Annotated in this window: 24 protein-coding genes; 12 read left to right on the top strand and 12 right to left on the bottom strand. The window is 59.7% G+C overall.

Annotation, left to right across the window (positions count from 1 at the left end):
* Positions 1-187 precede the first annotated feature (187 nt).
* Entirely contained in the window at positions 188-1,471 is a 1,284-nt protein-coding gene (locus C2U30_RS07605) for a dicarboxylate/amino acid:cation symporter (RefSeq protein ID WP_103243557.1), read from the top strand.
* A 78-nt stretch (positions 1,472-1,549) separates the two neighbouring features.
* Here C2U30_RS07605 and grcA read toward each other — a convergent pair whose 3' ends face one another.
* Positions 1,550-1,930, bottom strand: a complete 381-nt coding sequence (grcA, locus tag C2U30_RS07600) for an autonomous glycyl radical cofactor GrcA (RefSeq protein ID WP_010673855.1) — start codon at positions 1,928-1,930, stop codon at positions 1,550-1,552.
* A gap of 608 nt (positions 1,931-2,538) precedes the next feature.
* Between grcA and ung the strand changes: the two genes are divergently transcribed.
* Together ung and C2U30_RS07590 are read left to right on the top strand one after the other, a co-directional pair.
* Positions 2,539-3,219, top strand: a complete 681-nt coding sequence (ung, locus tag C2U30_RS07595) for a uracil-DNA glycosylase (protein ID WP_048207174.1) — start codon at positions 2,539-2,541, stop codon at positions 3,217-3,219.
* Positions 3,220-3,379: 160 nt separating this feature from the next.
* A complete protein-coding gene (locus C2U30_RS07590) occupies positions 3,380-3,925 on the top strand; it encodes a hemerythrin domain-containing protein (RefSeq protein ID WP_041212588.1) in 546 nt (181 codons plus the stop codon).
* A 96-nt stretch (positions 3,926-4,021) separates the two neighbouring features.
* On the opposite strand, the gene C2U30_RS07585 is transcribed toward C2U30_RS07590, so the two are convergent.
* Both C2U30_RS07585 and tal read right to left on the bottom strand, forming a co-directional pair.
* Positions 4,022-4,201: a DUF3545 family protein gene (locus C2U30_RS07585; RefSeq protein WP_010673858.1), complete on the bottom strand. Its 180-nt coding sequence runs from the start codon at positions 4,199-4,201 to the stop codon at positions 4,022-4,024.
* 180 nt (positions 4,202-4,381) lie between these two features.
* A complete protein-coding gene (tal, locus tag C2U30_RS07580) occupies positions 4,382-5,332 on the bottom strand; it encodes a transaldolase (RefSeq protein WP_010673859.1) in 951 nt (316 codons plus the stop codon).
* Positions 5,333-6,057: 725 nt separating this feature from the next.
* Between tal and C2U30_RS07575 the strand changes: the two genes are divergently transcribed.
* The 4 genes from C2U30_RS07575 (at position 6,058) to yidZ (ending at position 11,329) form a co-directional block, all read left to right on the top strand.
* Positions 6,058-7,488 (top strand): alanine/glycine:cation symporter family protein, encoded by a 1,431-nt coding sequence (locus C2U30_RS07575; protein ID WP_103243556.1) that lies wholly within the window; start codon positions 6,058-6,060, stop codon positions 7,486-7,488.
* A gap of 179 nt (positions 7,489-7,667) precedes the next feature.
* Positions 7,668-8,819, top strand: a complete 1,152-nt coding sequence (blaMOX, locus tag C2U30_RS07570) for a CMY-1/MOX family class C beta-lactamase (RefSeq protein WP_103243555.1) — start codon at positions 7,668-7,670, stop codon at positions 8,817-8,819.
* A gap of 292 nt (positions 8,820-9,111) precedes the next feature.
* Complete coding sequence (locus C2U30_RS07565) at positions 9,112-10,278, top strand: MdtL family multidrug efflux MFS transporter (protein WP_049636983.1); 1,167 nt, start codon at positions 9,112-9,114, stop codon at positions 10,276-10,278.
* Positions 10,279-10,288: 10 nt separating this feature from the next.
* Positions 10,289-11,329 (top strand): HTH-type transcriptional regulator YidZ, encoded by a 1,041-nt coding sequence (gene yidZ, locus C2U30_RS07560; RefSeq protein WP_103243554.1) that lies wholly within the window; start codon positions 10,289-10,291, stop codon positions 11,327-11,329.
* Here yidZ and ruvX read toward each other — a convergent pair.
* The 7 genes from ruvX to metK form a co-directional block, all read right to left on the bottom strand.
* The gene (ruvX, locus tag C2U30_RS07555) at positions 11,326-11,748 is read right to left on the bottom strand and encodes a Holliday junction resolvase RuvX (protein ID WP_010673863.1); all 423 of its coding nucleotides are present in this window, start codon (positions 11,746-11,748) and stop codon (positions 11,326-11,328) included. The genes yidZ and ruvX overlap by 4 nt on opposite strands.
* A gap of 108 nt (positions 11,749-11,856) precedes the next feature.
* Positions 11,857-12,411 carry a YqgE/AlgH family protein gene (locus C2U30_RS07550; protein ID WP_010673864.1) on the bottom strand — a complete coding sequence of 185 codons (555 nt, stop codon included), beginning with the start codon at positions 12,409-12,411 and terminating at the stop codon, positions 11,857-11,859.
* Positions 12,412-12,565: 154 nt separating this feature from the next.
* The gene (gshB, locus tag C2U30_RS07545) at positions 12,566-13,516 is read right to left on the bottom strand and encodes a glutathione synthase (protein WP_041212592.1); all 951 of its coding nucleotides are present in this window, start codon (positions 13,514-13,516) and stop codon (positions 12,566-12,568) included.
* A 122-nt stretch (positions 13,517-13,638) separates the two neighbouring features.
* The gene (gene rsmE / locus C2U30_RS07540; protein ID WP_052816450.1) at positions 13,639-14,370 is read right to left on the bottom strand and encodes a 16S rRNA (uracil(1498)-N(3))-methyltransferase; all 732 of its coding nucleotides are present in this window, start codon (positions 14,368-14,370) and stop codon (positions 13,639-13,641) included.
* Positions 14,371-14,499: 129 nt separating this feature from the next.
* The gene (locus tag C2U30_RS07535) at positions 14,500-15,192 is read right to left on the bottom strand and encodes an endonuclease (RefSeq protein ID WP_161470373.1); all 693 of its coding nucleotides are present in this window, start codon (positions 15,190-15,192) and stop codon (positions 14,500-14,502) included.
* A gap of 73 nt (positions 15,193-15,265) precedes the next feature.
* The gene (locus tag C2U30_RS07530) at positions 15,266-15,805 is read right to left on the bottom strand and encodes a SprT family zinc-dependent metalloprotease (RefSeq protein WP_045525548.1); all 540 of its coding nucleotides are present in this window, start codon (positions 15,803-15,805) and stop codon (positions 15,266-15,268) included.
* A gap of 68 nt (positions 15,806-15,873) precedes the next feature.
* Positions 15,874-17,025, bottom strand: a complete 1,152-nt coding sequence (gene metK, locus C2U30_RS07525) for a methionine adenosyltransferase (RefSeq protein ID WP_010673869.1) — start codon at positions 17,023-17,025, stop codon at positions 15,874-15,876.
* 340 nt (positions 17,026-17,365) lie between these two features.
* On the opposite strand from metK, the gene tkt reads away from it, so the two are divergent.
* A complete protein-coding gene (gene tkt / locus C2U30_RS07520; protein ID WP_039040146.1) occupies positions 17,366-19,357 on the top strand; it encodes a transketolase in 1,992 nt (663 codons plus the stop codon).
* 302 nt (positions 19,358-19,659) lie between these two features.
* The gene (locus C2U30_RS07515; protein ID WP_103243553.1) at positions 19,660-19,950 is read left to right on the top strand and encodes a hypothetical protein; all 291 of its coding nucleotides are present in this window, start codon (positions 19,660-19,662) and stop codon (positions 19,948-19,950) included.
* Positions 19,951-20,071: 121 nt separating this feature from the next.
* On the opposite strand, the gene C2U30_RS07510 is transcribed toward C2U30_RS07515, so the two are convergent.
* Complete coding sequence (locus tag C2U30_RS07510; RefSeq protein ID WP_042017433.1) at positions 20,072-21,112, bottom strand: IS481-like element ISAs19 family transposase; 1,041 nt, start codon at positions 21,110-21,112, stop codon at positions 20,072-20,074.
* A gap of 131 nt (positions 21,113-21,243) precedes the next feature.
* Positions 21,244-22,509 carry a RidA family protein gene (locus C2U30_RS07505; protein WP_103243552.1) on the bottom strand — a complete coding sequence of 422 codons (1,266 nt, stop codon included), beginning with the start codon at positions 22,507-22,509 and terminating at the stop codon, positions 21,244-21,246.
* A gap of 344 nt (positions 22,510-22,853) precedes the next feature.
* Here C2U30_RS07505 and C2U30_RS07495 point away from each other — a divergent pair, with 344 nt between their 5' ends.
* The 3 genes from C2U30_RS07495 to C2U30_RS07485 all read left to right on the top strand — a co-directional run bounded on the left by C2U30_RS07495 (position 22,854) and on the right by C2U30_RS07485 (position 26,394).
* A complete protein-coding gene (locus C2U30_RS07495; protein ID WP_001809438.1) occupies positions 22,854-23,885 on the top strand; it encodes an IS630-like element ISAhy2 family transposase in 1,032 nt (343 codons plus the stop codon).
* A gap of 877 nt (positions 23,886-24,762) precedes the next feature.
* Positions 24,763-25,617: a hypothetical protein gene (locus C2U30_RS07490; protein ID WP_233721084.1), complete on the top strand. Its 855-nt coding sequence runs from the start codon at positions 24,763-24,765 to the stop codon at positions 25,615-25,617.
* Between the two features lie 375 nt (positions 25,618-25,992).
* A complete protein-coding gene (locus C2U30_RS07485; protein WP_233721082.1) occupies positions 25,993-26,394 on the top strand; it encodes a hypothetical protein in 402 nt (133 codons plus the stop codon).
* Positions 26,395-26,492: the final 98 nt, after the last annotated feature.

Raw genomic sequence — 26,492 nt, 5'->3', positions numbered from 1 at the left:
GTGTTAATGATGTTAAATATGTTGTGTGATTGATATCTCTTATTTGCTTCTTATGACATGCAAAAGTAGCGACCGTCAGGATGGCAAAAAGGTATGAAGCGGGTGAGATAACCCTATTTCTCGCCGCAGACTGCTGCATGCGTTATTTGCTGTCAGTGGAGTCACACTTATTAACAGGACGTTGAGCATGCACAAGAAAATTGTCAGTAGCCTCTATTTTCAGGTGATATTGGCAATCACCATCGGAATATGTCTGGGACATGTCTATCCGAGTCTGGGCGCAGATATGAAACCCCTTGGTGATGGCTTCGTTAAATTAATCAAGATGATCATCGCCCCCGTCATTTTCTGTACCGTGGTCACCGGCATTGCCGGCATGGAAAGCATGAAGGCGGTGGGCAAAACCGGTGCCATTGCGCTGATCTATTTTGAAGTGGTGAGCACCCTGGCCCTGATCATCGGTCTGTGCGTGGTCAACGTGCTGCAGCCGGGGGCCGGTATGAATGTGGATCCCTCCTCACTCGACGCCAGCGCCATCTCCGTCTATGCGGATCAGGCCCAGTCCCAGGGGATAATTCCCTTCCTGCTGGATGTGATACCGGCCAGCGTCATCGGTGCCTTTGCCGGCGGCAATATACTCCAGGTGTTGCTGTTTGCCGTCCTGTTCGGATTTTCCCTGCATCATATCGGGGAGAAGGGAAAACCCATCTTCAATATCATCGATGGTTTCTCCCAGGTTATTTTCGGCATCATCAACATGATCATGAAACTGGCGCCGATCGGGGCATTTGGTGCCATGGCATTTACCATAGGGAAATACGGTATTGGTTCTTTGGTGCAGCTGGGGCAATTAATTGCTAGCTTCTATCTGACCTGCCTGCTGTTTATTTTCCTGGTGCTCGGCAGTATCGCCAAAGCCAATGGCTTCAGCATTGTGCGCTTTATTGCCTATATCCGGGAAGAGCTGTTGATCGTGCTCGGAACATCCTCGTCGGAATCCGTATTACCGCGCATGCTGGTGAAAATGGAGGCGCTGGGCTGCAAGAAATCGGTGGTGGGTCTGGTGATCCCGACCGGTTACTCATTCAACCTGGACGGTACCTCCATCTATCTGACCATGGCTGCCGTCTTCATCGCCCAGGCGACCAACACCCCGCTGGACCTGTTCCATCAGCTCACCCTGCTGGTGGTGCTGCTTATCTCCTCCAAGGGGGCGGCCGGAGTCACGGGGAGTGGCTTCATCGTGCTGGCAGCCACCATCTCGGCGGTAGGGCATCTGCCGCTGGCCGGGCTGGCGTTGATCCTCGGGATTGATCGCTTCATGTCGGAGGCGCGCGCCCTGACCAACCTCATCGGCAACGGGGTGGCGACCCTGGTGGTGGCCCGTTACTGCGATCAGCTCGACGAGGCCACCATGCAGGACGCCCTGGCGAAACCCGTGGCGGTCATGCCGGTGGACCTGCGAAGCTGACCCAGGTTCCGGCGGCGATCATCACCCATGAAAAAACGGCCCGAGGGGCCGTTTTTTCATCTCTTTACGCAGGGCGCCTTACAGGCTCTGGGTGAAGGTGCGGGTGACCACGTCACGCTGCTGCTCCGGGGTCAGGGCGTTGAAGCGCACGGCGTAACCGGAGACGCGGATGGTGAGCTGCGGGTATTTTTCCGGGTTGGCGATGGCGTCTTCCAGGGTCTCGCGGCGCAGTACGTTGACGTTCAGGTGCTGACCCCCTTCGACCACAGGCTCTTGCTGAACCGGCAGTTCACGGTATTCGAATTGACCCAGGTCGGAGAGGCTGACTTCCTGATCGGCGGCAAAGCTGTCGCCCTTGGCGCAGATGCAGCGAGCCTGTTGTTTCTCTTCGTCCAGCAGCCAGAAAGAGTTCAGCAGAGCGGCGTTGGCGGACTGGGTGATTTGGATGCCCTTGATCATGGTATGACTCCTCATAGGAAAGCAGATTCAACGGTAAGCACATTACCCTGATGTTTTTAAACCACCTCTTGGAAGGAATGATTTAACGGGGCCTTGCCTTACACCTTTACTTCGTTGGGGCCATATATACCACGACGGTAATATTACGAAAATTGATCCAAATCAATAAAACCCCATTTTGCGCGCATTGAAAGGGATTAAATCATTGAGTTGAATCAAAAACAGATCATTTTTCTGTTTTTGTAAGATATATGAATTATGCATTTTTTATTATTCATATCTAGTAATTTAACTACACCTTTAGGGTTTATTGCTGGCGTCAGCGAAAACCGGCCTGCCCATGAGGCCTGTCCGAAGGACGTCCTGTTATTCCTGTGTCGACGCAGCCCCGGTCATTGCCCGTGAACGCCGCCGCCACTTCCCAGGCTGGCCAGGCTGAGCCTGACCTCCATGCGGTTGCGTCTTGGGGGCGAGGACCCTATCCTGAGCCCCTTGCTCTATTGACCGAGGAGATAGCGGTGCCAAGCTGGACAGAAGGCGGGGAGTGGGGAGAGGCTGGCATGCCAGCCAGGATGGAAGGAGTGGATTCGCAACGAGAGGAGACGGGTGTGCTGACCTGGAAAGATGTGATTGGTTCGGAGAAAGAGCAGGCGTATTTCATGGATACCCTGGCCACCGTCAGGGCCGAGCGGGAGGCGGGCAAGGTGATCTATCCCCCGGCGACCGAGGTATTCAATGCCTTCAAACTGACCGAGCTGGATGACGTCAAGGTGGTGATCCTGGGGCAGGATCCCTATCACGGCCCGGACCAGGCGCACGGCCTCTGCTTCTCCGTCTTGCCCGGAGTGCGCACGCCGCCGTCCCTCGTCAACATCTACAAGGAGATGCAGCGGGATCTGCCGGGTTTTGTCACACCCCATCATGGCTTTCTGGAGTCCTGGGCCAGACAGGGAGTGCTGCTGCTCAATACGGTGCTGACGGTACAGGCGGGCATGGCGCACTCTCACGCCCACCTGGGGTGGGAGACCTTTACCGATCGGGTCATCGAGCGGATCAATGCCCATTGCCAGGGCGTCGTCTTCCTGCTGTGGGGCGCTCATGCCCAGAAGAAAGGGCGCTTCATCGACCGGTCGCGCCACCATGTGCTGAGCGCCCCCCATCCCAGTCCGCTCTCTGCCCATCGCGGTTTCATCGGTTGCGGCCACTTCTCCGAGGCCAATCGCCTGCTGGTCCAGCAGGGACGCAGTCCCATCGACTGGCTCTCGGTCTGCGCCGATCCGGCGGCCTGACGCCGTGCATGCACAGGGGAAATGGTGTCCCCTGTGCCCCCTGTGGTGAGAGGCTGGTGCAGCCGCTGTCTGCATCCGACTTGATTGAGTGCAAAGTTCAGGCAATAAATGACCGTATACTCGAGACAGACGTTTTCTCATTTCAGTGCAAGGAGTGCCCATGTTATCCAGTCTGCATAAGGACCATCTCAACATCACCCGGTTGCTGACGCTGCTCAAGCAAAAGCTGGCGGCCATTCGCAATGAGCAGCCGGTAAGCTACTTCCTGCTGCGAGATGTGGTGGATTATCTGCGCGAGGTATCCGACAAGTACCACCACCCGAAGGAAGACATGATTTATGACTACTACCTGAAATACAGGGTGGTGGAGGGGGAGGTGGCCAACCGGCTGCACGAGGAGCACGCCCGTCTGCTGGATGCAGGGACCGAGCTCAAGGAGATGGTGGAGATGATCCTGATGGACGCGGTCATCCCGCTGGATCAGTTCGTGGCCCGTCTGGAGCAGTTCATCGAGCAGCAGGAGGCGCACATGAACTATGAGGAAGGGGTCATCTTCCCCCATCTGCGCGACTCCCTGACCGAGGATGACTGGCGTCATCTCGAACAGCTCTGGCAGAACCGGGCCATCAATGATCCCCTGTTCGGGGCGGAGGTGAGCCAGCACTTCCAGGCGCTGGCCAAACAGCTCTCGCTGCCTGCAGCCTGACAGGAGGTTCACCCATAAAAACAGCGCCCCGGTCAATCCGGGGCGCTGTTTTTATGGCTCCACTCGCTGGAGTGAAACATGGGCGATGTGGGCGTATCAGAGCTCCAGGTCGTCCGATCCTTCATAGGCGATGTCGATGGCCTGCAGCTCCTTTTGCAGGCGGTGCTTGTCTTTAAGCGCCTCAATCTCACGCCATTTGCGTTTTTTTCCCGTTGTCCCGCGGCTACGTGAACCCAGCTCAACGACCTCGTCAAAATCGAAGTTGAACATGTCCATGGCTCCCTCCTTGGTTTTATGGTTTTCACCATCCGTATAACACGACGCCTTTGAAAATAAAACGTTTTTATGACGAAGTTGTGACAACCGGAAACAGGCACAAAAAAACCGGGCTGCCCTTTCGGGAGCCCGGTTTTTGCGGCGCCACTTCGCTCTGTGAGAGCCGTGTGGCGAGCGGCCTTACAGGTGGCTTGCCAGCATGGTTTCCAGCTTGCCCTGGTCGATGGCGAACAGGCGGATGCCTTCCCCCAGTTTCTCGACGGCCATGGCGTCCTGGTTCAGCTCCCAGCGGAATTCGGCTTCGGTCATCGGGGCCGGTTTGGCTGTGCGCTCGCCGGTGTAGTCCAGCTTGCGCACCACGGTGCCTTCAGCCTTGCTCAGCTCTTCCAGCAAAGCGGGGCCAATGGTCAGGCGGTCGCAGCCGGCCAGTTCCAGGATTTCGCCGGTGTTGCGGAAGCTCGCGCCCATGACCACGGTCGGGTAGTCGTGCTGCTTGTAGTAGTTGTAGATGGCGGTGACGGAGACCACGCCCGGATCTTCACTGGCGGTGTAGTCACGGCCGTTCTTGGCCTTGTACCAGTCGAGGATGCGGCCCACGAAGGGGGAGATGAGGAAGGCGCCGGCTTCGGCACAGGCGCGGGCCTGGGCGAAGGAGAACAGCAGGGTCAGGTTGCACTGGATACCCTCTTTCTCCAGCACCTCGGCGGCACGGATGCCTTCCCAGGTGGAGGCCAGCTTGATCAGGATGCGATCATTGCTGATACCGGCTTCGTTGTAGAGGCGGATCAGCTTGCGGGCCTTGGCGATGCTGGCGTCGGTGTCGAAGGAGAGGCGGGCGTCCACTTCGGTGGAGATGCGACCCGGGACGATTTTCAGCACTTCGAGGCCGATGTTGACCGCCAGCTTGTCGCCTGCGTCGATGATTTGCTGTGCCTTGTCCTGGCTCTGGGATTTGGCCCAGGCAATGGCGTCCTGGATCAGGGCTGCGTACTCGGGGATCTCGGAGGCCTTGAGTACCAGAGAGGGGTTGGTGGTGGCATCGATGGGCTGGTAGCGCTTGATGGCTTCGATGTCGCCGGTATCGGCAACCACTGTGGTCAGGGCTTTCAGCTGGGTCAATTTATCGGCCATGGCAAATATCATCTCTTTATGAGGGAGCAATCCCAGGGTGGCGGGCATGAGACGGCAGTTCTGAAATTAAATTACAAGATCCCGGCGGCTCAGGCTCAGAAAGGGGCGATGGGCAGGCCCCATCGTCATTGCCTGCCTAATTAATACGGATGTGGCGCATCCTGCAATAGGGGGGCTTGTATGCGAATCAGCCAGGTGGTGAAAGCGGTACCGGCTGTCTGGTGAAAGTGTTTGATAAAAAACGAGTTTTATTCATGGTGTGGCGGCTGGCTCCGACATGGAAAAGCGCAATTATTTTGGTGGATTCATGAATTTGTGCGGGAGGTCACATAAATAGTTCTGTCAGCTACTTGAAATTTAATTACGTGTAAAACGTTTTGCGTTACAACCCCTTGCCGATGAGGCATGAGAGGCAAACGCTTGTCTCCCTGGTTTTGTTTCACTCAGCGGTTTTTACCCCCATGGGATGAGTTGTAAAATGGTTCTCTATTGGATCTAATTTGTAAGGGCGCTGGGTAGCGCATCAATTTTTGTTGATTTATTGCGTGCTAAATGAAGCTTTTTTGCATCAAATTGCTCGTTTTTTGTCTCCCCAGTGAGCCCTGTCACTATTCTGAATTCCCTCCCTATGCTAGATTCCGCCCCTTCGGCGCAATGCTGGTTCGGTAATTGACAGAGAGCGGTCAGCGCAGACTGGCCATGGATGTGATAACAACGAGAGAATTATGGACACCTTGATTGCAATGATTAACGACCTGATGTGGGGAGCCGTGCTCATTTACCTGCTGATCGGGGTCGGTATCTTCTTTACCTTCCGTCTGGGCTTTATCCAGATCCGCCACTTCGGCCACATGTTCTCGGTCCTGCGCAACAGTCGCAAATCCGACAGCGCCGGCATCTCCTCCTTCCAGGCTCTGTGTACCAGCCTGGCGGCCCGTGTCGGGACGGGCAATCTGGCCGGTGTGGCCGTCGCCATCTATCTGGGTGGCCCTGGCGCCGTCTTCTGGATGTGGCTGATCGCCTTCATCGGCATGGCCACCGCCTTCGTGGAAAGCACCCTGGCCCAGCTCTACAAGGTCAAGGATGAGGATGGCAACTACCGCGGCGGCCCCGCCTACTACATGGAGCGCGGCCTCGGCATGCGCTGGATGGGGGTGGTCTTCTCCCTCTGCCTGCTGCTGGCCTTCGGTCTGGTGTTCAACGCGGTGCAGGCCAACTCCATCAGCCTGGCCATGAACGTCGCCTTCGGCATCCCTGACTGGGTGAGCGGTCTGGCCCTGGTGGTGCTCTCCGGTCTCATCATCTTCGGCGGCATTCGCGGCATCGCCCGCTTTGCCGAGCTGGTGGTGCCCTTCATGGCGCTGGCCTACATCCTGATGGCGCTGTTCGTGGTGTTCATGAACATCAGCGAGCTGCCGAGTATCTTCGCCCTCATCATCAAGTCTGCGTTCGGCATCGAGCAGGCAGGTTCCGGCGCCATGGGCTATGCCATCTCCCAGGCGATGATCAACGGCATCAAGCGCGGCCTCTTCTCCAACGAGGCGGGCATGGGCTCTGCCCCCAATGCTGCCGCCACCGCCACCCCCTATCCGCCGCACCCGGCCTCCCAGGGTTATGTGCAGATGCTGGGTGTCTTCCTCGATACCATCGTCATCTGTACCTGTACTGCCGCCATCATCCTGATGTCCGGCCAGTTCGAGCCGGGTTCCGGCGTGACCGGTGTCGAGCTGACCCAGCGCGCGCTCTCCTCCCAGGTGGGCGGCGGTGGCAACATCTTCATCGCAGCGGCCATCTTCTTCTTCGCCTTCACCTCCATCGTGGCGAACTACTCCTATGCGGAGACCAACCTGGTGTTCCTCGAGCACAACCACAAGGGCGGCCTGATGCTGTTCCGGATGTTCGTGCTGGGCATGGTGATGTTCGGCTCCGTGGGCGAGCTGCCGACCGTGTGGGCTCTGGCGGATGTCTCCATGGGGCTGATGGCCATCGTCAACCTGGTGGCCATCCTGCTGCTCTCCGGCGTCGCCATCAAGCTGGCCAAGGACTACAACGATCAGCTCAAGCTGGGCCGCGTGCCGACCTTCGATGCCAACAAATACCCGGAGCTGCGCAGCCAGCTGGAAGAGGGGATCTGGGACAACCCGGGCAAGAAATAAGCCCGCGTTGCAAGGTGATTGAAGGGGAGCCATGGCTCCCCTTTTTCATGGGTAAAAAGAGGGGGCGGCTTCACACTGACTTCACAGAGCCTCATCGGCAGCACACCTCGCGGGACTATGCTGGGTTCATCACTCGCCGCCATGGCGATACCTTGCTAACGACAGTCAGGAGACATGCAATGCAACAACGACAATCCATCCTGTGGGGCGCTCTGGCCACCCTGATGTGGGCCGGTCTGGCTCATGCCGGTGACAAGGCGGCGACCGATCCCCTGCGCCCCGTGGTGGATGCCAGCATCCGGCCGCTGCTCAAGGAGCACAGGATCCCGGGCATGGCGGTGGCCGTGCTCAAGGATGGCAAGGCCCACTATTTCAACTACGGTGTGGCCGATCGGGAGCGCGCGGTCGGTGTCAGCGAGCAGACCCTGTTCGAGATAGGCTCCGTGAGCAAGACCCTGACCGCGACGCTGGGGGCCTACGCCGTGGTGCAGGGGGGCTTCGAGCTCGATGACAAGGCGAGTCTGTTCGCCCCCTGGCTCAAGGGATCCGCCTTTGACAACATCACCATGGGGGAGCTGGCTACCTACAGCGCGGGCGGCTTGCCGCTGCAATTCCCCGAGGAGGTGGATTCGCTCGAGAAGATGCAGGCCTACTACCGCCAGTGGACCCCAGCCTACTCGCCGGGTTCCCATCGCCAGTACGCCAACCCCAGCATCGGGCTCTTTGGCTATCTGGCGGCGAGCAGCATGAAGCAGCCGTTCGATCGCCTGATGGAGCAGACGATCCTGCCGGGGCTTGGCCTGTACCATACCTACCTCAATGTGCCCGAGCAGGCCATGGGACACTACGCCTACGGCTACTCGAAGGAGGACAAGCCGATCCGCGTCACTCCCGGCATGCTGGCGAACGAGGCCTACGGCATCAAGACCAGCTCGGCGGATCTGCTGCGCTTTGTGAAGGCGAACATCAGCGGGGTGGATAATGCGGCCATGCAGCAGGCCATCGACCTGACTCACCAGGGCCAGTATGCGGTGGGGGAGATGACCCAGGGACTGGGCTGGGAGCGTTACGCCTATCCCGTCAGCGAGCAGACGCTGCTGGCGGGCAACTCCCCGGCGATGATTTACAATGCCAACCTGGCGGCGCCCGCGCCCGCTGCAACAGGGCACCCTGTGCTCTTCAACAAGACCGGCTCGACCAACGGCTTCGGGGCCTATGTGGCCTTCGTGCCGGCCAAAGGGATTGGCATCGTCATGCTGGCCAATCGCAACTACCCCAACGAGGCGCGCATCAAGGTGGCTCACGCCATCCTGACGCAACTGGCCAGGTAATGGTGCGCCTTCGCTGAGCCTTGAGGGCTCGTCGCATCGCGGCGTGCCCGTTACCTCGGACCCGACCCCTCAAGGGCGACCTGGCAGGGGGTGGGTCGATGAGCATGCCAATCCGGGCCTCTCCTGCGGGAGATGTCCGGATTGGCATTCACCGAGTGCCATCTCGTCACTAGGCCCCGGCAGGCCGCCCGCTCTATAGTGCCCGGCATCTTCCTCTGCTTTTGCAGGATTGAGTTGTCCATCTCGCTGACAGCGCACCTGTGATGGTGAAACCTGCTGCTATGGAGCCTTCATGGGTATGTTTCTGCTGTGTACTTTTCTGATGATCATCCTCTATCCCCTCGGGATCGATCTCTATCTGGTGGCCGTCCCCCGCATTGCGCAAACCCTGCAGGGGAGCGAGGCGCAGATCCACACCGCTTTTTCCATCTATCTGCTGGGCATGGCGGCTACCGTGCTGCCGGGGGGCATGCTGGCGGATCGCCATGGCAGGCGCCCCGTGGTACTGGGGGGCGCTCTCATCTTCGTGGTCGCTTCCCTGGTGGCGGCGGAGGCGACCGGCATCGCCCAGTTTTATCTGGGGCGTTTCTGGCAAGGGGTGGGCGCTGGAGCGCTCTACATCATGACCTTCACCGTGCTGCGGGATGTGCTGAGCCAGGCGCGCCTCGCGATGGCCCTCTCCCTCATCAACGGCGTGATCTGCGTCATTCCGGTGCTGGCTCCCGTACTCGGTTATCTCATCCTGTCGCACTTCGAGTGGCGCGGCATCTTCGTGGGCATGGCGCTGGTGGCCGCCATCAGCGCCCTGGTCAACCTGCGACTGCTCAAGGAGACCCGCCCCGCCCGCCAGCCTGCGGGGGCATCGCCGCTGGCCCTGCTGGGCACGGCCCCCTTCATGCAGCGCGCCTTGCTGACCAGCGCCAGCGTGACCGCCATCCTGGTCTATGTGAGCGTCTCGCCCCTCGTCCTGATGACCACGTTCGGCCTGCCTCCCGAGCAGTACACCCGGCTGATGATGGCGATGGCCGGGGTAAGCATGTCCGCTTCCTTCCTGACCCCCTTGCTGCTGCGCTGGCTCGGCAAGGCAAGGGTGCTGGCGCTCTCCCATCTCGCCTACCTGCTGGCCTTGCTCGCCCTGTTGTGCAGCAGCGGGCCCGAAGGCGGCCTGTCCTGGCTGCTGGCGGGGTGTGCCCTGGTCTGCATCGGGTTTTCCTGCGGGTTCGGGGTGGCGATGGGGGAGGCGCTGGATGTGTGCGGGGATCAGGTGGCATCGGCCAGTGCCCTGCTCTGCATCATGCAGATAGGGTTGTCCGGGCTCTTCATCTGGGGGATGGGCCATCTGGGGATGCCTGCGCTCTGGATGCTGATCCTGGCACTCCTGCTGGCGCTGCTCGGTTACCTGGTGGTCAAGGTGCTGCTACCATGGCGTGCGGTACGGCGAGTACGGGCTCGGGGATAGGAGAGACGCGATGCGCAATCTGGGTGAACTCGATTTGAACCTGCTGGTGGTCTTCAGGCACCTGATGCAGGAGCGCAGCGTGGCGGGGGCGGCCAAGAAGCTGTGTGTCACCCCGTCGGCGGTGAGCAAGGCGCTTGGCAAGCTGCGGGACTGGTTCGGGGATCCCCTCTTCGTGCGCGTGCGCCAGGGTTTGCAGCCGACCAATCTCTCCCTGACCCTGGCGGAGGAGCTCAAGACCTGGTTCCAGCTCACCGAGAGCATCAGCACCCTCAACAGCGAGGCGATCCCCGAGGGGGCCCGCTTCAGTCTGGTGATGGAGTCCCCCTTTGGCATCAGCTTCCTGAGCGAGCTGCCCACGACCATCTACCAGAAGTACCCCCACTCCGTGGTCAGGATGCTGGGCTGGGATCACCACTCCCTCAACGACATCGTCAACGGGGAGGCAGACCTCGGCTTCTGCGCCCGGGAGACCCACGGCCGCTCCCATGCCAGGGTCAACCGGCTGCCCTATTACATCGATCACGAGGTGCTGTTCTGCGATCGTCCCGTGGTGTTCCTGCGCAAGGATCACCCCTTGCTCGGGCAGACGTGGTCGCTGACCCGCTTTCTGGCCTGCCCCCAGGTGAGCGTGGTGTGGGAGGCCAGCGACAGCTGGGCACTGGATGATCTGCTGGAGGACGAAGGCCACAGGCGGCAGGTGCCCATCATGGTGGCGAGCTTCGAGCAGGCGCTGCACATCGCCGCCCAAAAGAGCCACGAGCTGATCGCCGTGGTGCCCTCATATTGCGCGGACTATGCCGCCAGACATCACCCCGACCTCACCCCCATGCCGTTGCCGCTGGAAGAGTCTCTCTATGCCCAGCTGGAGATCGCCTTCATCCTGCTGTGGCACAAGCGCCACAATCAGGATGCCAAGGTGATGTGGTTGCGGGGGGAGATCCGGCGGCTCTATGGACTGGCCGCGGCGGGGAGGACGCGTTTTGCCTGGGGCGGGCCCATGGAGAGCGGGGCGGCGAAAGAGAAGCAAGGGGGAGGAGGCACCCCGGTTTAGTCGTACTGCTCTTCCATCCAGGCTTCGACGATGAGCTGGGCGGAGACGCCGTCCACGCTCCCCTTGTCCAGCGCCTTGTAGCCGCCACGTTCAAACAGGCGGGCGCGGGCATCCGTGGTGGTGAGCCGCTCGTCCTTGAACTCCACCGGCTTGCCGAAGCGACCGTGCAGGCGATTGCCGAACTTGCGAGCTCGCACCGTGATCTCCTGGTCCGTGCCATCCATGTTGAGCGGCAGACCGACGATCAGCAGATCCGGTTGCCACTCCTTGATCAGCTTCTCTATCTCGTCCCAGTTGGGGATGCCGTCGTTGGCCTTGAGGGAGCGAAGGGGGCGGGCGCTGCCCGTGAGCTCCTGGCCGATGGCGACACCGATGCTCTTGGTGCCGTAGTCAAAGCCCATGATGCTGCGTGATGACATGGGGTCTCCTCGAAATGGATGGATAAATGAAGGGGGAAGCCCCCTCCCTGTCTCCCCTGCTTGTGAGGGGGGAGCGTGCCGCCTCCCCCGGAGGGGAGGGCCGGGGTGTCAGCTATGGCCCACCTGGCTGGAGAGGTGCAGAGGGTTGACCCCAATGCTCGCGGCGGCTTGCTGCCAGCGCAGGTGGATGGGGGTATCGAAGACCAGCTTGGGATTGGGGGGGATCACCAGCCAGGCGCCATCCACCAGCTCCTGCTCGAGCTGGCCTGCACTCCAGCCGGCGTAACCGAGCGCCACCAGCCAGTGGTCCGGCGCCTCGTCGGTGCCCAGGGTCTCCAGAATGTCCTTGGAGGTGGTGACCATCATCTCGTCGCTCACCTGCAGGGTGGAGTTGAAGCCCGGGCGGAAGCTGTGCAGCACGAAGCCGCGATCCCCGTGCACCGGGCCCCCCTGCAACACCGGCTGTTTCATCTCGGCGGTGGCGGGGGGATTGAGGTTGAGCTTGGTCAGCATGGCGTCCAGGGACATGTCGACCGGAATGTTGACCACCAGTCCCATGGCGCCTTCGCTGCTGTGTTCGCACAGATAGACCAGGGAGCGCTGGAAATAAGCGTCTGTGAGGCTCGGCATGGCGAGCAGAAAGTGATTTTGCAGTGTTTGCATGGAGCGTATGTATCTCTTAGCGTGCAAAGGTATTTGGGGTGATTATGGCAGTTGATGGCGGCGGGCAAAACCGCTTTTTGCCGGCAGTCAAAGGGGCCTTCACGGCCCCTTGTGTGTGTTTCCTCGCCGCGGCAACGGGTCGCTGGGCAAGGGGTCAGCGGCCCAGTCGGCGCTCGATGGCGTCCATCAGCATGCCGGTAATGGAGACGTCGAAGGCCGCCTCAATCTCGCGGATGCAGGTCGGGCTGGTGACGTTAATCTCGGTCAGGCGATCGCCGATGATGTCGAGGCCGACGAAGATGAGCCCCTTCTCTTTCAGGGTCGGGCCTACCGCGCGGGCGATGGCCCAGTCCGCGTCACTCAAAGGGCGCGCCTCACCACGGCCGCCGGCCGCCAGGTTGCCACGGGTCTCACCCTGGGCCGGAATGCGGGCCAGGCAGTAAGGTACCGGCTCGCCATCCACCACCAGCACCCGCTTGTCGCCATCCTTGATGGCGGGCAGATAGGTCTGCGCCATGCAGTACTGGCTGCCGTGAGAGGTTAATGTCTCGATGATGACGCCGACGTTGGCGTCATCCTCCTTCATGCGGAAGATGGAGGCGCCGCCCATGCCGTCGAGCGGCTTGAGGATGACGTCCTTGTGCTTGGCGTGGAAGGCACGCAACTTGTCGGCTCTGCGAGTGACGAGTGTGGTCGGGGTGTGCTCGGCAAACCAGGCGGTGTAGAGCTTCTCGTTGGCGTCGCGCAGGCTCTGGGGCTTGTTGACGATGAGGCAGCCCTCATCCTCGGCCCGCTCCAGCATGTAGGTGGCGTAGATGAACTCGGTGTCGAAGGGGGGATCCTTGCGCATCAGGATCACATCCAGGCTGGAGAGCGGCTGATCCACCACCTCGCCGAGGCTGTACCAGTCGGCATAGTCATATTTGACGGTGAGCGGGCGCATGGTACCGAAGGCGCGACCGGCCTCCATGTAGAGATCCTTCATCTCCAGATAGAACAGCTCGTAGCCGCGCTTTTGCGCCTCTTCGAGCATGGCGAAGCTGGAGTCCTTCTTGATATTGATGGCCGAGATGGGGTCCATCACGATGCCGAGTTTAATGGTCATCCGAATATCCTTCTTGTGGCTCGATTGGATGTGATGACCCCCTCCCTGCCTCCCCCTTCACAAGGGGGAGGGGCCTGATGCTCCCTCCCCTTCGAAGGGGAGGGCCGGGGTGGGGTCGGCTGTCAGGCCAGATCGCCAAAGCGGCACTGAAGCGCAGTAATCGCCGTCAGGGCGGCGGTTTCGGTGCGCAGCACCCGCGGCCCCAGCAGCATCTCCTTGAAATCTTCCTGCACGGTACGGGCGATCTCGTCGCTGGACAAGCCCCCTTCCGGGCCGATCAGCAGGCGCACGCCGTGCTCGGGGATGGGCAGGGTGTTGATGCTGTAAGGGGCGCGCGGGTGCAGGTTGAGCTTGAGCTCCTGAGTCTCTTCCGCCAGCCAGGCGTCCAGCTCCATCGGCATGCGCACCTCGGGCACGGTATTGCGGCCGCACTGCTCGCAGGCGCTGATCACCACTTTTTGCCACTGCTCGCGTTTTTTCTCCAGCCGATCGGCGGGCAGCTTGACGCCGCAGCGCTCGGAGAAGAGGGGCGTGATGCAGGTGACGCCGAGCTCCACGGATTTCTGGATGGTGAAGTCCATCTTGTCGCCGCGGCTGATCACCTGACCCAGGTGGATGGCCAGCGGTGACTCCACCGAGCGGGTCTCGCAACTGTCGATGGTCACCTCAACGGACTTCTTGCCCACACTGGTGATGGTGGCGGGGTACTGGTGGCCGTCGCCGTTGAACAGCTCGAGCTGCTGGCCCGGCTGCATGCGCAGCACGCGGCCGATGTGATTGGCACCGTCTTCTGACAGGGCGAGGGTCTGGCCAACCTGCAGGCTGGCCGGTTCATAGATACGTGGAATGCGCATGGCTGATAGTCAGTCTCTTGCTTGGAAACCCTTCAATACCCTACTGCACGGCGGCGAGCAAGGCTCGCGAGACAGAGAGTGAAGGGATTCAGGAGGAGGGGGACGCTCCCCCTCCCTGGTCAAATGGGGTTATTGGCACTGCTTTTCAATGAAGGGATTGGTATTGCCCTGCAGCTTGCCGATACGGCGGTTGCGCTCGCACTCCCAGCGATCAGCCGGATACTGCCTGTCCCAGGCTTCGTAAAGCTTGCGCTGCTGGGCCGCCAGACGCAGTCCGTACTGCTGGCTCATGTAGAGGTAGGCGCGGGCGATCTGGCCACGCACCGGCCCCTTGGGCGGCTGCACCTGGCGCTCCTTGAAGTCCACCAGCATCTGGCACTTGCCGTACTGGTTGGGTTTGCCGTTCCAGTCGCTGAAGCGGAAGTTCGCCCGATCGCCGTTCACCTCGCCGATGGCAGGGAAGAGGTTGTGCATGTCTCCCTCCATCCTGTTGAACTCGTCGCTCTTGCCGCAATTCTTGCGACCTCCGTCCTGCCAGCACTGGAGCTGGTGGCCGAACTCCCAGGCGGACACCACGTGCTCCCATTCGATGCGGGAGGCCCGCTCGGCCTGCTTGCGCGGCAGGTAGCCGCAGCTCTCCCAGTCGGGGGCCATCTTCTTGCCGCTGAACTTGATGTTGCAGCCGCAGTAGAAGGTGACGGGGTGGCTCTGGTAGAGCTTGTTCAGATCCTGCTTGGCGGCGCGAAAGGTCTGGATGTTGTCGGCATGAGCCGGGGCGCTGACCAGCAGGGCCAGGCAGAGGGAGAGCAGAGGGCGAAACATGAATATCCTTGGCAATGAGACAGTTGAATGAAGTAAGCGCGCACCCTATCACAGGAGCGCGACACGGGGTGACTCAATCCGCCGTCGTGTCGCGCTGCCACACCAGGGGCTGGCGACAGCGGCGGCAGTGATAGCGGGCCTCGCCGCGCATCACCTTGTTGTGGCGGCGCACCGAGAGGGGATGCTGCTGGCAGGCGCAGGCATACACGAAGGTGCGCTGGGCCAGCACCCCCAGATCGAAGCTGTGGGTGGTGCTGGGTACGAGACCGAACAGCTCCCGCATCACCGACTGCCACTGGCGACCGTGGGGCAGTACCCGGCTCTTGCCGCGCCCCTCTCCCCAGAGCGCATAGACCAGCAGGTGCGCCACCTCGTGGGGCACCACTTCCCTTAAAAACGCCTGCTGATTGGCCTGATAGAGCGCCGGATTGAAACGCAGCTCCCAGGTTTGCAGCCGCGCAGACCCTGCCGCCCGGCCCCGCATGTTGCAATGGACTTGCGGGCGGGGAAAGGTGCGGCCAAGGCGCGTTTCAGCCTGCACAAAGCAGGCCTCGACACGCGCGAGCAGCGTCTCGATGAGGGCGGGGTCAAGCCGGGTGGCAGTGGCAGGCATGGGATCCTCGGGACAGGACACAAAAGCAAAAGGGGAGCCAGGCTCCCCTTTTATCACAACCTCGAGCCTTACAGGCCGGCGGCAGCGCGCAGCAGCTCGGCCTTGTCGGTCTTCTCCCAGGGGAACTCGTCGCGGCCGAAGTGGCCGTAAGCGGCGGTTGCCTGGTAGATCGGGCGCTTCAGATCCAGCATCTCGATGAGGCCATAGGGGCGCAGCTCGAAGAACTCGCGCACCAGCTTGACTAGCAGGGCTTCGGCCACCTTGCCGGTGCCGAAGGTTTCGACGCTGATGGAGGTGGGCTCGGCCACGCCGATGGCGTAGGAGACCTGCACTTCACAGCGATCCGCGAGGCCTGCGGCCACGATGTTCTTGGCCACGTAGCGGGCGGCGTAGGCGGCGGAGCGGTCCACCTTGGACGGATCCTTGCCGGAGAAGGCGCCACCACCGTGACGGGCCATGCCGCCGTAGGTGTCGACGATGATCTTGCGACCGGTCAGACCGCAGTCACCCATGGGGCCGCCGATGACGAAACGACCGGTCGGGTTGATGAAGTACTTGGTGTCCTTGTTGATCCACTCGGCGGGCAGCACCGGCTTGATGATCTCTTCGCGCACCGCTTCCACCAGATCGCTGTGGCTGATGGAGTCGCAATGCTGGGTGGAGAGCACCACGGCATCGACACCCAGGATCTTGCCTGCGTCGTCGTAGGCGAAGGTCAGCTGGCTCTTGGCGTCCGGACGCAGCCACGGCAGGGTGCCGTTCTTGCGCACTTCAGCCTGACGCTTCACCAGCAGGTGGGAGTAGGTGATGGGCGCGGGCATCAGCACGTCGGTTTCGTTGGTGGCGTAGCCGAACATCAGGCCCTGGTCACCGGCACCTTGCTCCAGCGGGTCGGTACGGTCGACGCCCTGGTTGATGTCCGGAGACTGTTTGCCAATGGCGTTCAGCACGGCGCAGGAGTCGGCGTCGAAGCCCATGTCGGAGTGGGTGTAACCAATCTCGCGCACGGTGTCGCGCACGATCTGTTCGATGTCGACCCAGGCAGAGGTGGTCACTTCGCCGGCTACCATCACCATGCCGGTCTTGACCAGGGTTTCGCAGGCGACGCGCGCCTTGGTGTCCTGCTGCAGGATGGCGTCCAGCACCGCATCGGAGATCTGGTCGGCGATTTTATCGGGATGGCCTTCGGAGACCGACTCGGAAGTAAACAGCTTTGCCATGTTTGGTTCTCGATTCGTAAGGGTTATCGCCTTGGCCATAACCGGATAATGACAGGATGACTGTAGAGGTATCTACATCTGGACGTCTATTTTAAATAGGTCATCCGGTGATTGCCAGCACTATTTGGGGGTGGAGCCGCCCGGGGCGGGGTGGGGAAGGGATCCACCTCCATGGAGGTAAGGCAGGGGGCGGATTGAATCGTTTTCCCCGCCCAGAAAAGCGATTGTGCTCCCAAAGCCACTTTATTCGCCCAGATAATATTTGCACGCCGCGCCCCCTGCTGGGACAATAACGCGCCTTAATCTTGGCCATCAAATGAAGCAATCGCAGGAGATACAGATGCCTTCTCGTAAAGAGCTTGCCAATGCCATTCGTGCATTGAGTATGGATGCCGTTCAAAAAGCCAACTCCGGTCACCCGGGCGCCCCCATGGGAATGGCGGATATCGCTGAAGTGCTGTGGCGCAGCCACCTCAAACACAACCCGAACAACCCCAAGTGGGCCGACCGCGACCGTTTCATTCTCTCCAACGGCCACGGCTCCATGCTGCTGTACTCCCTGCTGCACCTCTCCGGTTATGACCTCTCCATCGACGATCTGAAAAACTTCCGCCAACTGCACTCTCGCACCCCGGGTCACCCGGAGTACGGTTATGCGCCGGGCGTTGAAACCACCACCGGTCCGCTGGGTCAGGGCATCACCAACGCCGTGGGCATGGCGATCGCCGAGAAGGCCATGGCCGAGCAGTTCAACCAGCCGGGTCACGACATCGTTGACCACTACACCTACGCCTTCATGGGCGACGGCTGCCTGATGGAAGGTATCTCCCACGAAGCCTGCTCCCTGGCCGGCACCCTGGGTCTGGGCAAGCTGATCGCGTTCTGGGATGACAACGGCATCTCCATCGACGGTCACGTAGAAGGCTGGTTCACCGACGACACTCCCAAGCGCTTCGAAGCCTACGGCTGGCACGTCATCCCGGCCGTTGACGGTCACAACCCGGAAGCCATCAACGCTGCCATCGAAGCCGCCAAGGCCGAGACTGGCAAGCCGACCCTGATCTGCTGCCGCACCATCATCGGCTACGGTTCCCCGAACAAGTCCGGCTCCCACGACTGCCACGGCGCACCGCTGGGCAACGACGAGATCGCCGCCGCCCGTGCCTTCCTGAAGTGGGACCACGCGCCGTTCGTCATCCCGTCCGACATCGCCGCCGAGTGGAACGGTCAGGAGAAGGGCGCCAAGCTCGAATCCGACTGGGCTGCCAAGTTCGCCGCCTATGAAGCCGCTCACCCGGCCCTGGCTGCCGAATTCAAGCGCCGCACCACTGGCGAGCTGCCGGCCAACTGGGCTGCTGAATCCGCCAAGATCATCGAAACCCTGCAGGCCAACCCGGCCAAGATCGCGACCCGTAAAGCGTCCCAGAACTCCCTGGAAGCCTTCGGCAAGCTGCTGCCGGAATTCATGGGCGGCTCCGCGGATCTCGCGCCGTCCAACCTGACCATGTGGTCCGGCTCCAAGTCCCTGACTCCCGAGAGCGCCGCAGGCAACTACATCCACTACGGCGTGCGCGAGTTCGGCATGTCCGCCATCATGAACGGCATCGCCTTGCACGGTGGTTTCATCCCCTACGGCGCCACCTTCCTGATGTTCATGGAGTACGCCCGCAACGCCCTGCGCATGGCCGCCCTGATGAAGCAGCGCGCCATCTTCGTCTATACCCACGACTCCATCGGTCTGGGTGAAGATGGCCCGACTCACCAGCCGGTCGAGCAGATCGCCTCCCTGCGTCTGACCCCGAACATGAGCACCTGGCGCCCGTGTGACCAGGTAGAGTCCGCCATCGCCTGGAAACACGCCATCGAGCGTACCGACGGCCCGACCTCCCTGATCTTCTCCCGTCAGAACCTGGCCCAGATGGACCGCACCGCCCAGCAACTGGCCGATGCCGCCAAGGGTGGTTATGTGCTGAAGGATTGCGCCGGTACCCCGGAGCTGATCCTGATCGCCACCGGTTCCGAAGTGGAGCTGGCCGTGGCTGCCTATGAGCAGCTGACTGCCAAGGGCCGTGCCGTGCGCGTGGTCTCCATCCCGTCTACCGACGTGTTCGATGCCCAGTCTGCCGAGTACAAGGAGTCCGTCCTGCCGGCCGCCGTCACCAAGCGTGTGGCCATCGAAGCCGGTATCGCCGACTACTGGTACAAGTACGTCGGTTTCGGCGGCAAGATCATCGGCATGCGCACCTTCGGTGAGTCCGCCCCGGCCGAGCTGCTGTTCAAGGAATTCGGCTTTACCGTGGAAAACGTGGTTGCGACCGCAGAATCCCTGTAACAGCCCCTGTAATCGCTGAATATTGGGCCGCCCAGGCCCAATAGCCAGAACGATAAAACGCCCTCCATCGCAAGATGGGGGGCGTTTTTTATATTTTTTTCGTTGTTAACTTGAATGAGATCGGACTTTTAAGTAAAACGCATATTCTGTAAGCAGAATTGCCTTTATATCAATTAACTCATTGAATTCATAAATTAATATTTTTCTCCATGAAATACATTTCAAATTCTGTGATTATGGTCACCATTGAGTCTTTTGGGATGGAGTAGTATTCCTGCTTATTTTATCAAGGAGAGATATATATGATTCGTGAATTGATTGATGCAATAAATAGCCGAAAAGAAATAGAGTTTACATATAGTGGTTATGTTCGAAAAGCTAAACCTGTTGCTGTAGGGGTGTCCCGTAAAGACAATGTCGTATTACGTTGCTACCAAACTGAGGGAATGCATGTAACTCCAGGGCATGAGTGGGATTTATGTCTGGTCGATGACATATCTAATCTCGTAGTTACAAACAATGTTTTTCATGTCGACCCTCCCGGCTATAAGAAAGGAGATAAGCACATGAAAGATATATACGCTGAGTTATGACACTATCAGTGTGCATGTGTGCATGAATGGGGAATAGAAAAAGACACCGGCCTGAAGCCGGTGTCTTTTTTATGTACAGATCTAGTTATCACCTGACACCGGCCTCAAACCGGTGTCTTGTTTACGCTACTTTAGTGCGCACTTCCTTCGGTATCAATTTCAGACCCTTTTTGAACATGCTGTAGGGAGTCTGTCCTTCCATCATCCTGCCTTGATGTGGCCGCTGGGTGTTGTAGTGATCCAGATAGCTGTCCAGGTCTGTCTGCATCTGCTCTACCGACTCATACCAGGTTGTCCTCCCCTTGATACGGAAGTGTTCATCCAGCAGGGTGCGATGTAGCCGCTCGATAAAGCCGTTGCTCTGCGGCCTGCGTACCTTGGTGGTCCGGTGCTCAATCCCCTCCAGTTGCAGGAACAGCTCGTAGGGATGATGGTCAGGGCGGCCGCAGAACTCGCGCCCGTTGTCCGACAGGATGGTATAGACCCGCGCCTCATGGGCTTCGAAGAACGGCAATACCGTTTCATTGAGCACATGAACCGAGGTCACCGGCAGCTTGCTGGTGTAGAGCCGTCCCCAGGCGTGGCGGCTGTAGCAGTCCAGTACGGTTTGCAGATACACCTTGCCCACCCCCTTGAGTGCGCCGACGAAGAAGGTGTCGACCGCCACCAGTTCCCCGGTGTAGTGGACCTCAATCTGGCGTTCGCGAAACTCGGGGCTGAAGCGTTCTAACAGGCGAATCTGCTCGTCATTGAGCTCAATGGTCTGCTCCCGGTGGGTTTTCTCGAGGCGCAACAAGCGGTCGTGTTTGGAGAGCAAGTCGTGACGTTGCCACACGCCACGCACACCACCCGCACTGACATTGATGCCTTGCAGAGCCAGTTCTTGGGCGACCCGCAGCGGGCCATGAGTTGGTCTGGTGAGGGAGTAATCGAGGATGGCCTGTTCAATCTCAGGAGCGACCCGATTGGGATGAGCCCCTTTACACCCGGGCAATTTGTCGAGCAATCCCTCGGCGCCATAGGTCTGGTAGTTACGGCGAATTTCGTAGAACTGCTGACGGCTGTAGCCGATGAGCTTGCAGGCTTTGCTGACATTATTGAGCTCTTTGGCGAGCTCTAGCAGGCTGAGTTTGCGACGTGCTACTTTCTCGTTGGTGGTCATACGGTGACTCCGGATAACACGGTAGGGGTACCGTTTTGTTATCCGGTTTGAAGCCGTATGACCACTCCCTTTTGTGGGCAACTGTCAGGTGAATACCATCTCCATACATTTTTTACTATTAGCAACAACCCTTACACCTGCGGCGGGGTGCTTTCGGCGTTGGACATCACCGCATCAATCTGCACCAGGGCGCCGGCGGGCAGCTCGCTCACGCCAATCACGGTGCGGGCAGGCAGATAGGCCGGGAAGTACTTGGTGTATATGGCATCCACCTCCGCCAGATCCGCGATGTTGGCAAGCTGGATATTGACCTTGACGATATCGTCCATCACATGGCCGATGCTCTCGACGATGGTCTTGATATGGCCGAGGCACTGGGCGGTCTGCTCACGGACGCAACCGGTCAGCACCTTGCCGGTGGTCATGTCGAGCGGCAACTGGCCGGCGATATGGTTGTAGTGGGAGAAGGCGACGCTCTGGGTATGCAGCGGGCTGCGCGGCGCCTTGTCGGTATTGCGGGCACGGATCACCAGGTTGTGCCTGTCTTCCACCAGCTGGGGCGGGGTGCCGTCACCGTGGGAGATGACCGCATCCATCTGCACCCGGGCACCCAGCGGCAGGGCAGAGGCCGCGATCACGCTGCGGGCCGGCAGATAGGCGACGGCACGGGCGATGGCGGAATCCGGGAAGAAGGTGGTGTAGACCTCGTTGACGGCGTCCAGATCGGCGAGGTGGGTCAGATAGACAGTCACCTTGACGATGTCGTCGAAGGGCACGTCGATGCTCTCCAGCACGGTTTTGATATTGCGCAGGCACTGGGCCGCCTGCTCGCGAATGCCACCGTCAACCAGAGCGCCGGATGCGGGGTTGAGGGGCAGCTGGGCACCGATATTGTTGTAATGGGAGAAGGCGACGCTCTGGCTGGAGAGCGGATCCTGCGGGGCGTGGTCGCTATTGCGGGCGAGTTTGAGCAGCGGGCAGGGAGCCTGGGGGAAGGTGCCTTCCCCGTTGGAGAGCAGGGCGTCCATCTGCACCCTGGCGCCGAGCGGCAGACTGGCGACGGCGAGCACTGTGCGGGTCGGCAGCGAGTGGGGGAAGAATGCCCGATAGACGGCGTTGACGGCATCGAGGTCGGCGATGTCCGCGAGGAACAGGGTCACCTTCACCATGTCCTCCATGCCGTGGCCAATGCTCTCGACGATGCCCTGGATATTGGTGAGACACTGTCTGGCCTGCGCCTGGATATCCCCTGCGACCAGCGCGCCCGTTTTCGGATCGACCGGGAGCTGGGCGGCAATATTGTTGTAGTGGGAGAAGGCCACGCTCTGGGTATAGGGCCCCAGATCCTGAGGCGCATTGGGGGTATTTCTGGCTGACTTGATGATGGTACCACTCATGGCGATACTCCTTTTTCGTTTTTGATGTAGGGTCCGGGCCGCATTGTTCTTCCCTGGCCGAATACGGCACGCTGATGACTCGTGATATTGCGGCAACAGTTAGTTGCCCGTTCCCGCCGCAGGGCGACGGAGAAAAGGAGAACGATCATCACAGTGTCGAGCCCTGTTTCGATGCAGACAGCGCGTGCAACAGACAAGGGAGAGAAGTTGGCCTGGTGATTCAGACGGGAGAATTCTAAATAGCTGTTCCGAATAGTAGATCACCGGAGGAAGGGAACTCAGTCCAGTTTGTGCGATCTGATTAGTCGCTAAACAAAACAAGCCACACCCAAAGGACTGAGTTGATGCCTATCCTACCACCTCTGCCACGACCACAACGGCGCCGCATTCACAAAATCATCCATGCCACCCGTGATAAAGGACATGCTCGTCGCTTGATGGCCATCTTGCTGTTACATGAAGGACGCACGATCACCGATGTTCATCACCTTACCGGCGCTGCGCGCTCGACCATCGGTCGTTGGCTTCGGTGGTATCGAGATGAAGGCATAGATGCGCTAGAAGCCTTACCGGCTGGCCGTGCCCCAGTCTTACCTATCGCCAAGATTGTCACCTTACTGGTGCTGCTCATGCAGTTTTCTCCGCAAGATTTTGGTTATCAGCGCAGCCGTTGGTGTACTGAACTATTGGCTATAAAAATCAATCGGTTAACAGGGCTCAATGTGGCAGCCTCCACGCTCCGCCGATGGTTACCTCGTATGGGCATTGTCTGGCGCAGGCCCGTGCCGACCTTGCGGATAAAAGACCCAGCCTATCAGGAAAAAATGGCGAATATCGACGCCGCGCTGGCCCGCTGTGATGCCGATAATCCGGTGTTTTATGAGGATGAAGTCGATATAGACCTCAATCCCAAATTAGGAGCCGACTGGATGTTCAGAGCGCAGCAAAAGCGGGTTGTCACACCGGGGCAGAATGCCAAGCATTATCTGGCAGGCGTTCTCCACGCAGGCAACGGAAGGGTACTTTACGTCAGCGGGATCAAGAAAAACTCATCGCTGTTTATTGCCATGCTGGAAAAGCTGCGCCACCACTACCGACGAGCCAAAACCATCACGTTGATCCTCGATAACTACATCATTCACAAAAGCAAACAGACCGAGCGATGGTTGAAGAAGAATCCCAAGTTCTGCCTGGTGTTCCAGCCAGTTTACAGCCCTTGGGTTAATCACATAGAACGGCTATGGCACAAGTTACATGAAACCATCACGCGCAATCATCAATGCAGAGGGATGGCAAACCTGCTGGCCCGAGTGAAACACTTCATGGATACCGTGTCTCCTTTCCCGGGGAATGGCTATGGCACAGCGAAGGTGTAGCACTATTGGGATCAGTTATTTAGGGGGCGGTTATCCGGGGATGCAAACCGGGATCCTGTTTCTATGAAGTGGCTCAACAGAGTGAAATATATTCATTTTGCGATTCAATTCATGACGGGTATGGCAAATAAAGGTGATGATGATCCCGCTTTACCATGAAAGTGGAACCAGATAGCGCCATATTGTCGCGCATCAGGGTTACAGCCTGTGAATCCTCCGTTAATACTTTTGGCGAAATTGCAGCTTATTCTCCCGGTTTTGCATAGCTATCTATTTATCGCTCTCTCGACGCCCTGTTCAGCGCCGCCAAAATATGCTGTGGCGAGCACACTGAAATAACATTCACCCTCTTTGCATGGCCACAGGTCATGACATAAATACGGGAGAAAGAGAGGGCGCATTTTAGCCCCTGCGGCGGAGGCTGACATGGGCGGGTCGCCACATCGCCTATGCCATATCTTTTCAGCGGCGCGAACGCACCCCGCCAACAAGGCTCATAAGCAAGGGGAGGGGGCCTTCCCCTTGCCTGCCCCGACTTGCCGCCCCCCGATGCATATCACTCCTGTCATGACCCTCCCTGTGAGGGGGCCCCGGAGTCCGCCCTGCTTTGCCGCCCTGACGTATCCCGCACTCCTTGCGATGCAGCCAGCTCATCTTCCCCGCACCACCCTTATTTGTGCTTTTTGTCATCAACTGCCGTTATTGCGACCTGGGTCGGGGTTTGGGTGGATTATTAACTGTATGATTAATAATGAAATCAGGGACCCTGCCGACGAGCAGCACGGATCGGCACTCATCTGCCCGGGAGTGGCACATGCGATCGCATCGCGATCCCCGTCATCTGACTTCGGAGGTTTTATGCTTGGATTCATTCTGGGTGACATGTACAGCCGCACCAGCGGGTTTCGGCCACCCCCCCCGCCTAGGCAAGCACTTCCCCCTCGCCCCCGACTATCAACTGCGCGGTCGCACCGGTGCCGCCATCCTGACCATGGAGACCCTGCTCGATACCCCCTATCCCCAGAAGAAGTTCAGGGCCCTGATCTATGGCGCCTTTATCGAGCGCCAGCGTCGCCTCTTTGCCGAGCAGGTGGTCATCGGCCGGATGGAGGAGGGCCAGGACCTGGCGATCGCCATTGACCTCGCCTTTATCAGCACGGCGGTGCCCATCGGTCTGCTCGCCATCTCGGAGGAGATCGCGCTGCTGACCACCCCCCGTCCCACCCAGACCCATCCCCATCAGGCGGCCTTGAGCCAGGCGCTCGACTGTACCGCCATGCTGATGTTCTATGCCAAGGTCATTCGCCAGCGCAATGCAGTGCTTGAGCACATCGGCCACCAGTTCGGCTACAGGCCGCAGGCCGGGCTGGTGGCCAGGGTGGGCCACGGCGGGGAAGATGACTATGCCGCCTTCATGGTCAATGTGATGACCTGCATCGCCCATTCGGGCTCCTTCAAGGAGGCGCTGGAGAATGGCGTCAGGATGGGCATGCACGAGCCCGCTTTCTTCTGTATCGTCGGCGCCCTGGCCTCGACCCTGTGGGGAGTCCCCAAACCCTGGGCCCATGAGATCTCTCGATTCATCCAGCGCCAGCACCCCCACTATCTCCAGATCCTGCTGCGGGGCGAAGCCAGGGTGGGCCGCAGACAGATCAACCTGGAGCCTCCCAAACCGCCGCTCTGTGCACCGGTCAAGCGCCAGGTAAACCGCTTCCTGAAGTGGGCCTTCTAGGGCCATGGGAGTGCTCTCGAGGGGCGGGCCTATGGCGCCATCCCATCGGCCCGCCCCTCCTGAGGGTCATCACGGGGCTGTAATCTCACTGACCCCTGATCCCCCGGCTACCTTGCCCATGAGAGGATGGCCAGAAAAGCCAACGGCTGCACGGGGGACAAGGGGTGGATAGAAGGTGATCCACCTCGCCTTTTGATGTGAACGTCTTTTGATGTTTGGCGCCATACGATACCATGCGCAGCGTGTGTTCCTGTTGGGGGAGGTGCCGCCCATCACCCCGTGGCTGGCTGCTGGTCCGTCATGATCATGGGATGCACAATCCGGGGCCGCCACGGCAACCCCTTATCGCCATAGCCAACAGGACGGAGTATCAGGATGGCCATTGCCATTGAACAGTCGGACAACACACTGAGGGTGAACAAGGATCGCTACGATCTGGACCGCATCGTCGGCGTGCAGGTAAAAGCACTCGGCTGGATGGATAGGCTCAAGAAGACCTTGTTGCTGGGGGTGGTCACCTCCAGTGTGCTCTTTTACTTCACCCCTTCCTACGAGCAGGCGGGCAACTGGCTCATCGTGCTCTTCCTGCCCCTGGTGGGTTTTCTGTCTGGTGCGCTGATGGGGCTGCTCTCCAGCGCGAAATATGAGTTTTGCATCGAATTTTCCCACGCCGACGAGACGGGCGTGCAGTGGATCACCGCAGCCAGGAGCCGGCATGTCGCCGATTATGAGACCTTCAAGGCGCAGGCGGCCAGGTTGAAAGATCGGCTCGGGTAGGGAGCACAGAGTGACGGGTCTGCGCCATCTGGCGCCAGGCATAACAACAAGCCCGATCAGGTGCACCTGTTCGGGCTTGTTCCATTAGAGGGGAGGGC

Source organism: Aeromonas sp. ASNIH5, from assembly GCF_002902865.1.
Taxonomy (GTDB): domain Bacteria; phylum Pseudomonadota; class Gammaproteobacteria; order Enterobacterales; family Aeromonadaceae; genus Aeromonas; species Aeromonas caviae.
This window is presented reverse-complemented; position numbering and strand designations above follow the sequence as displayed.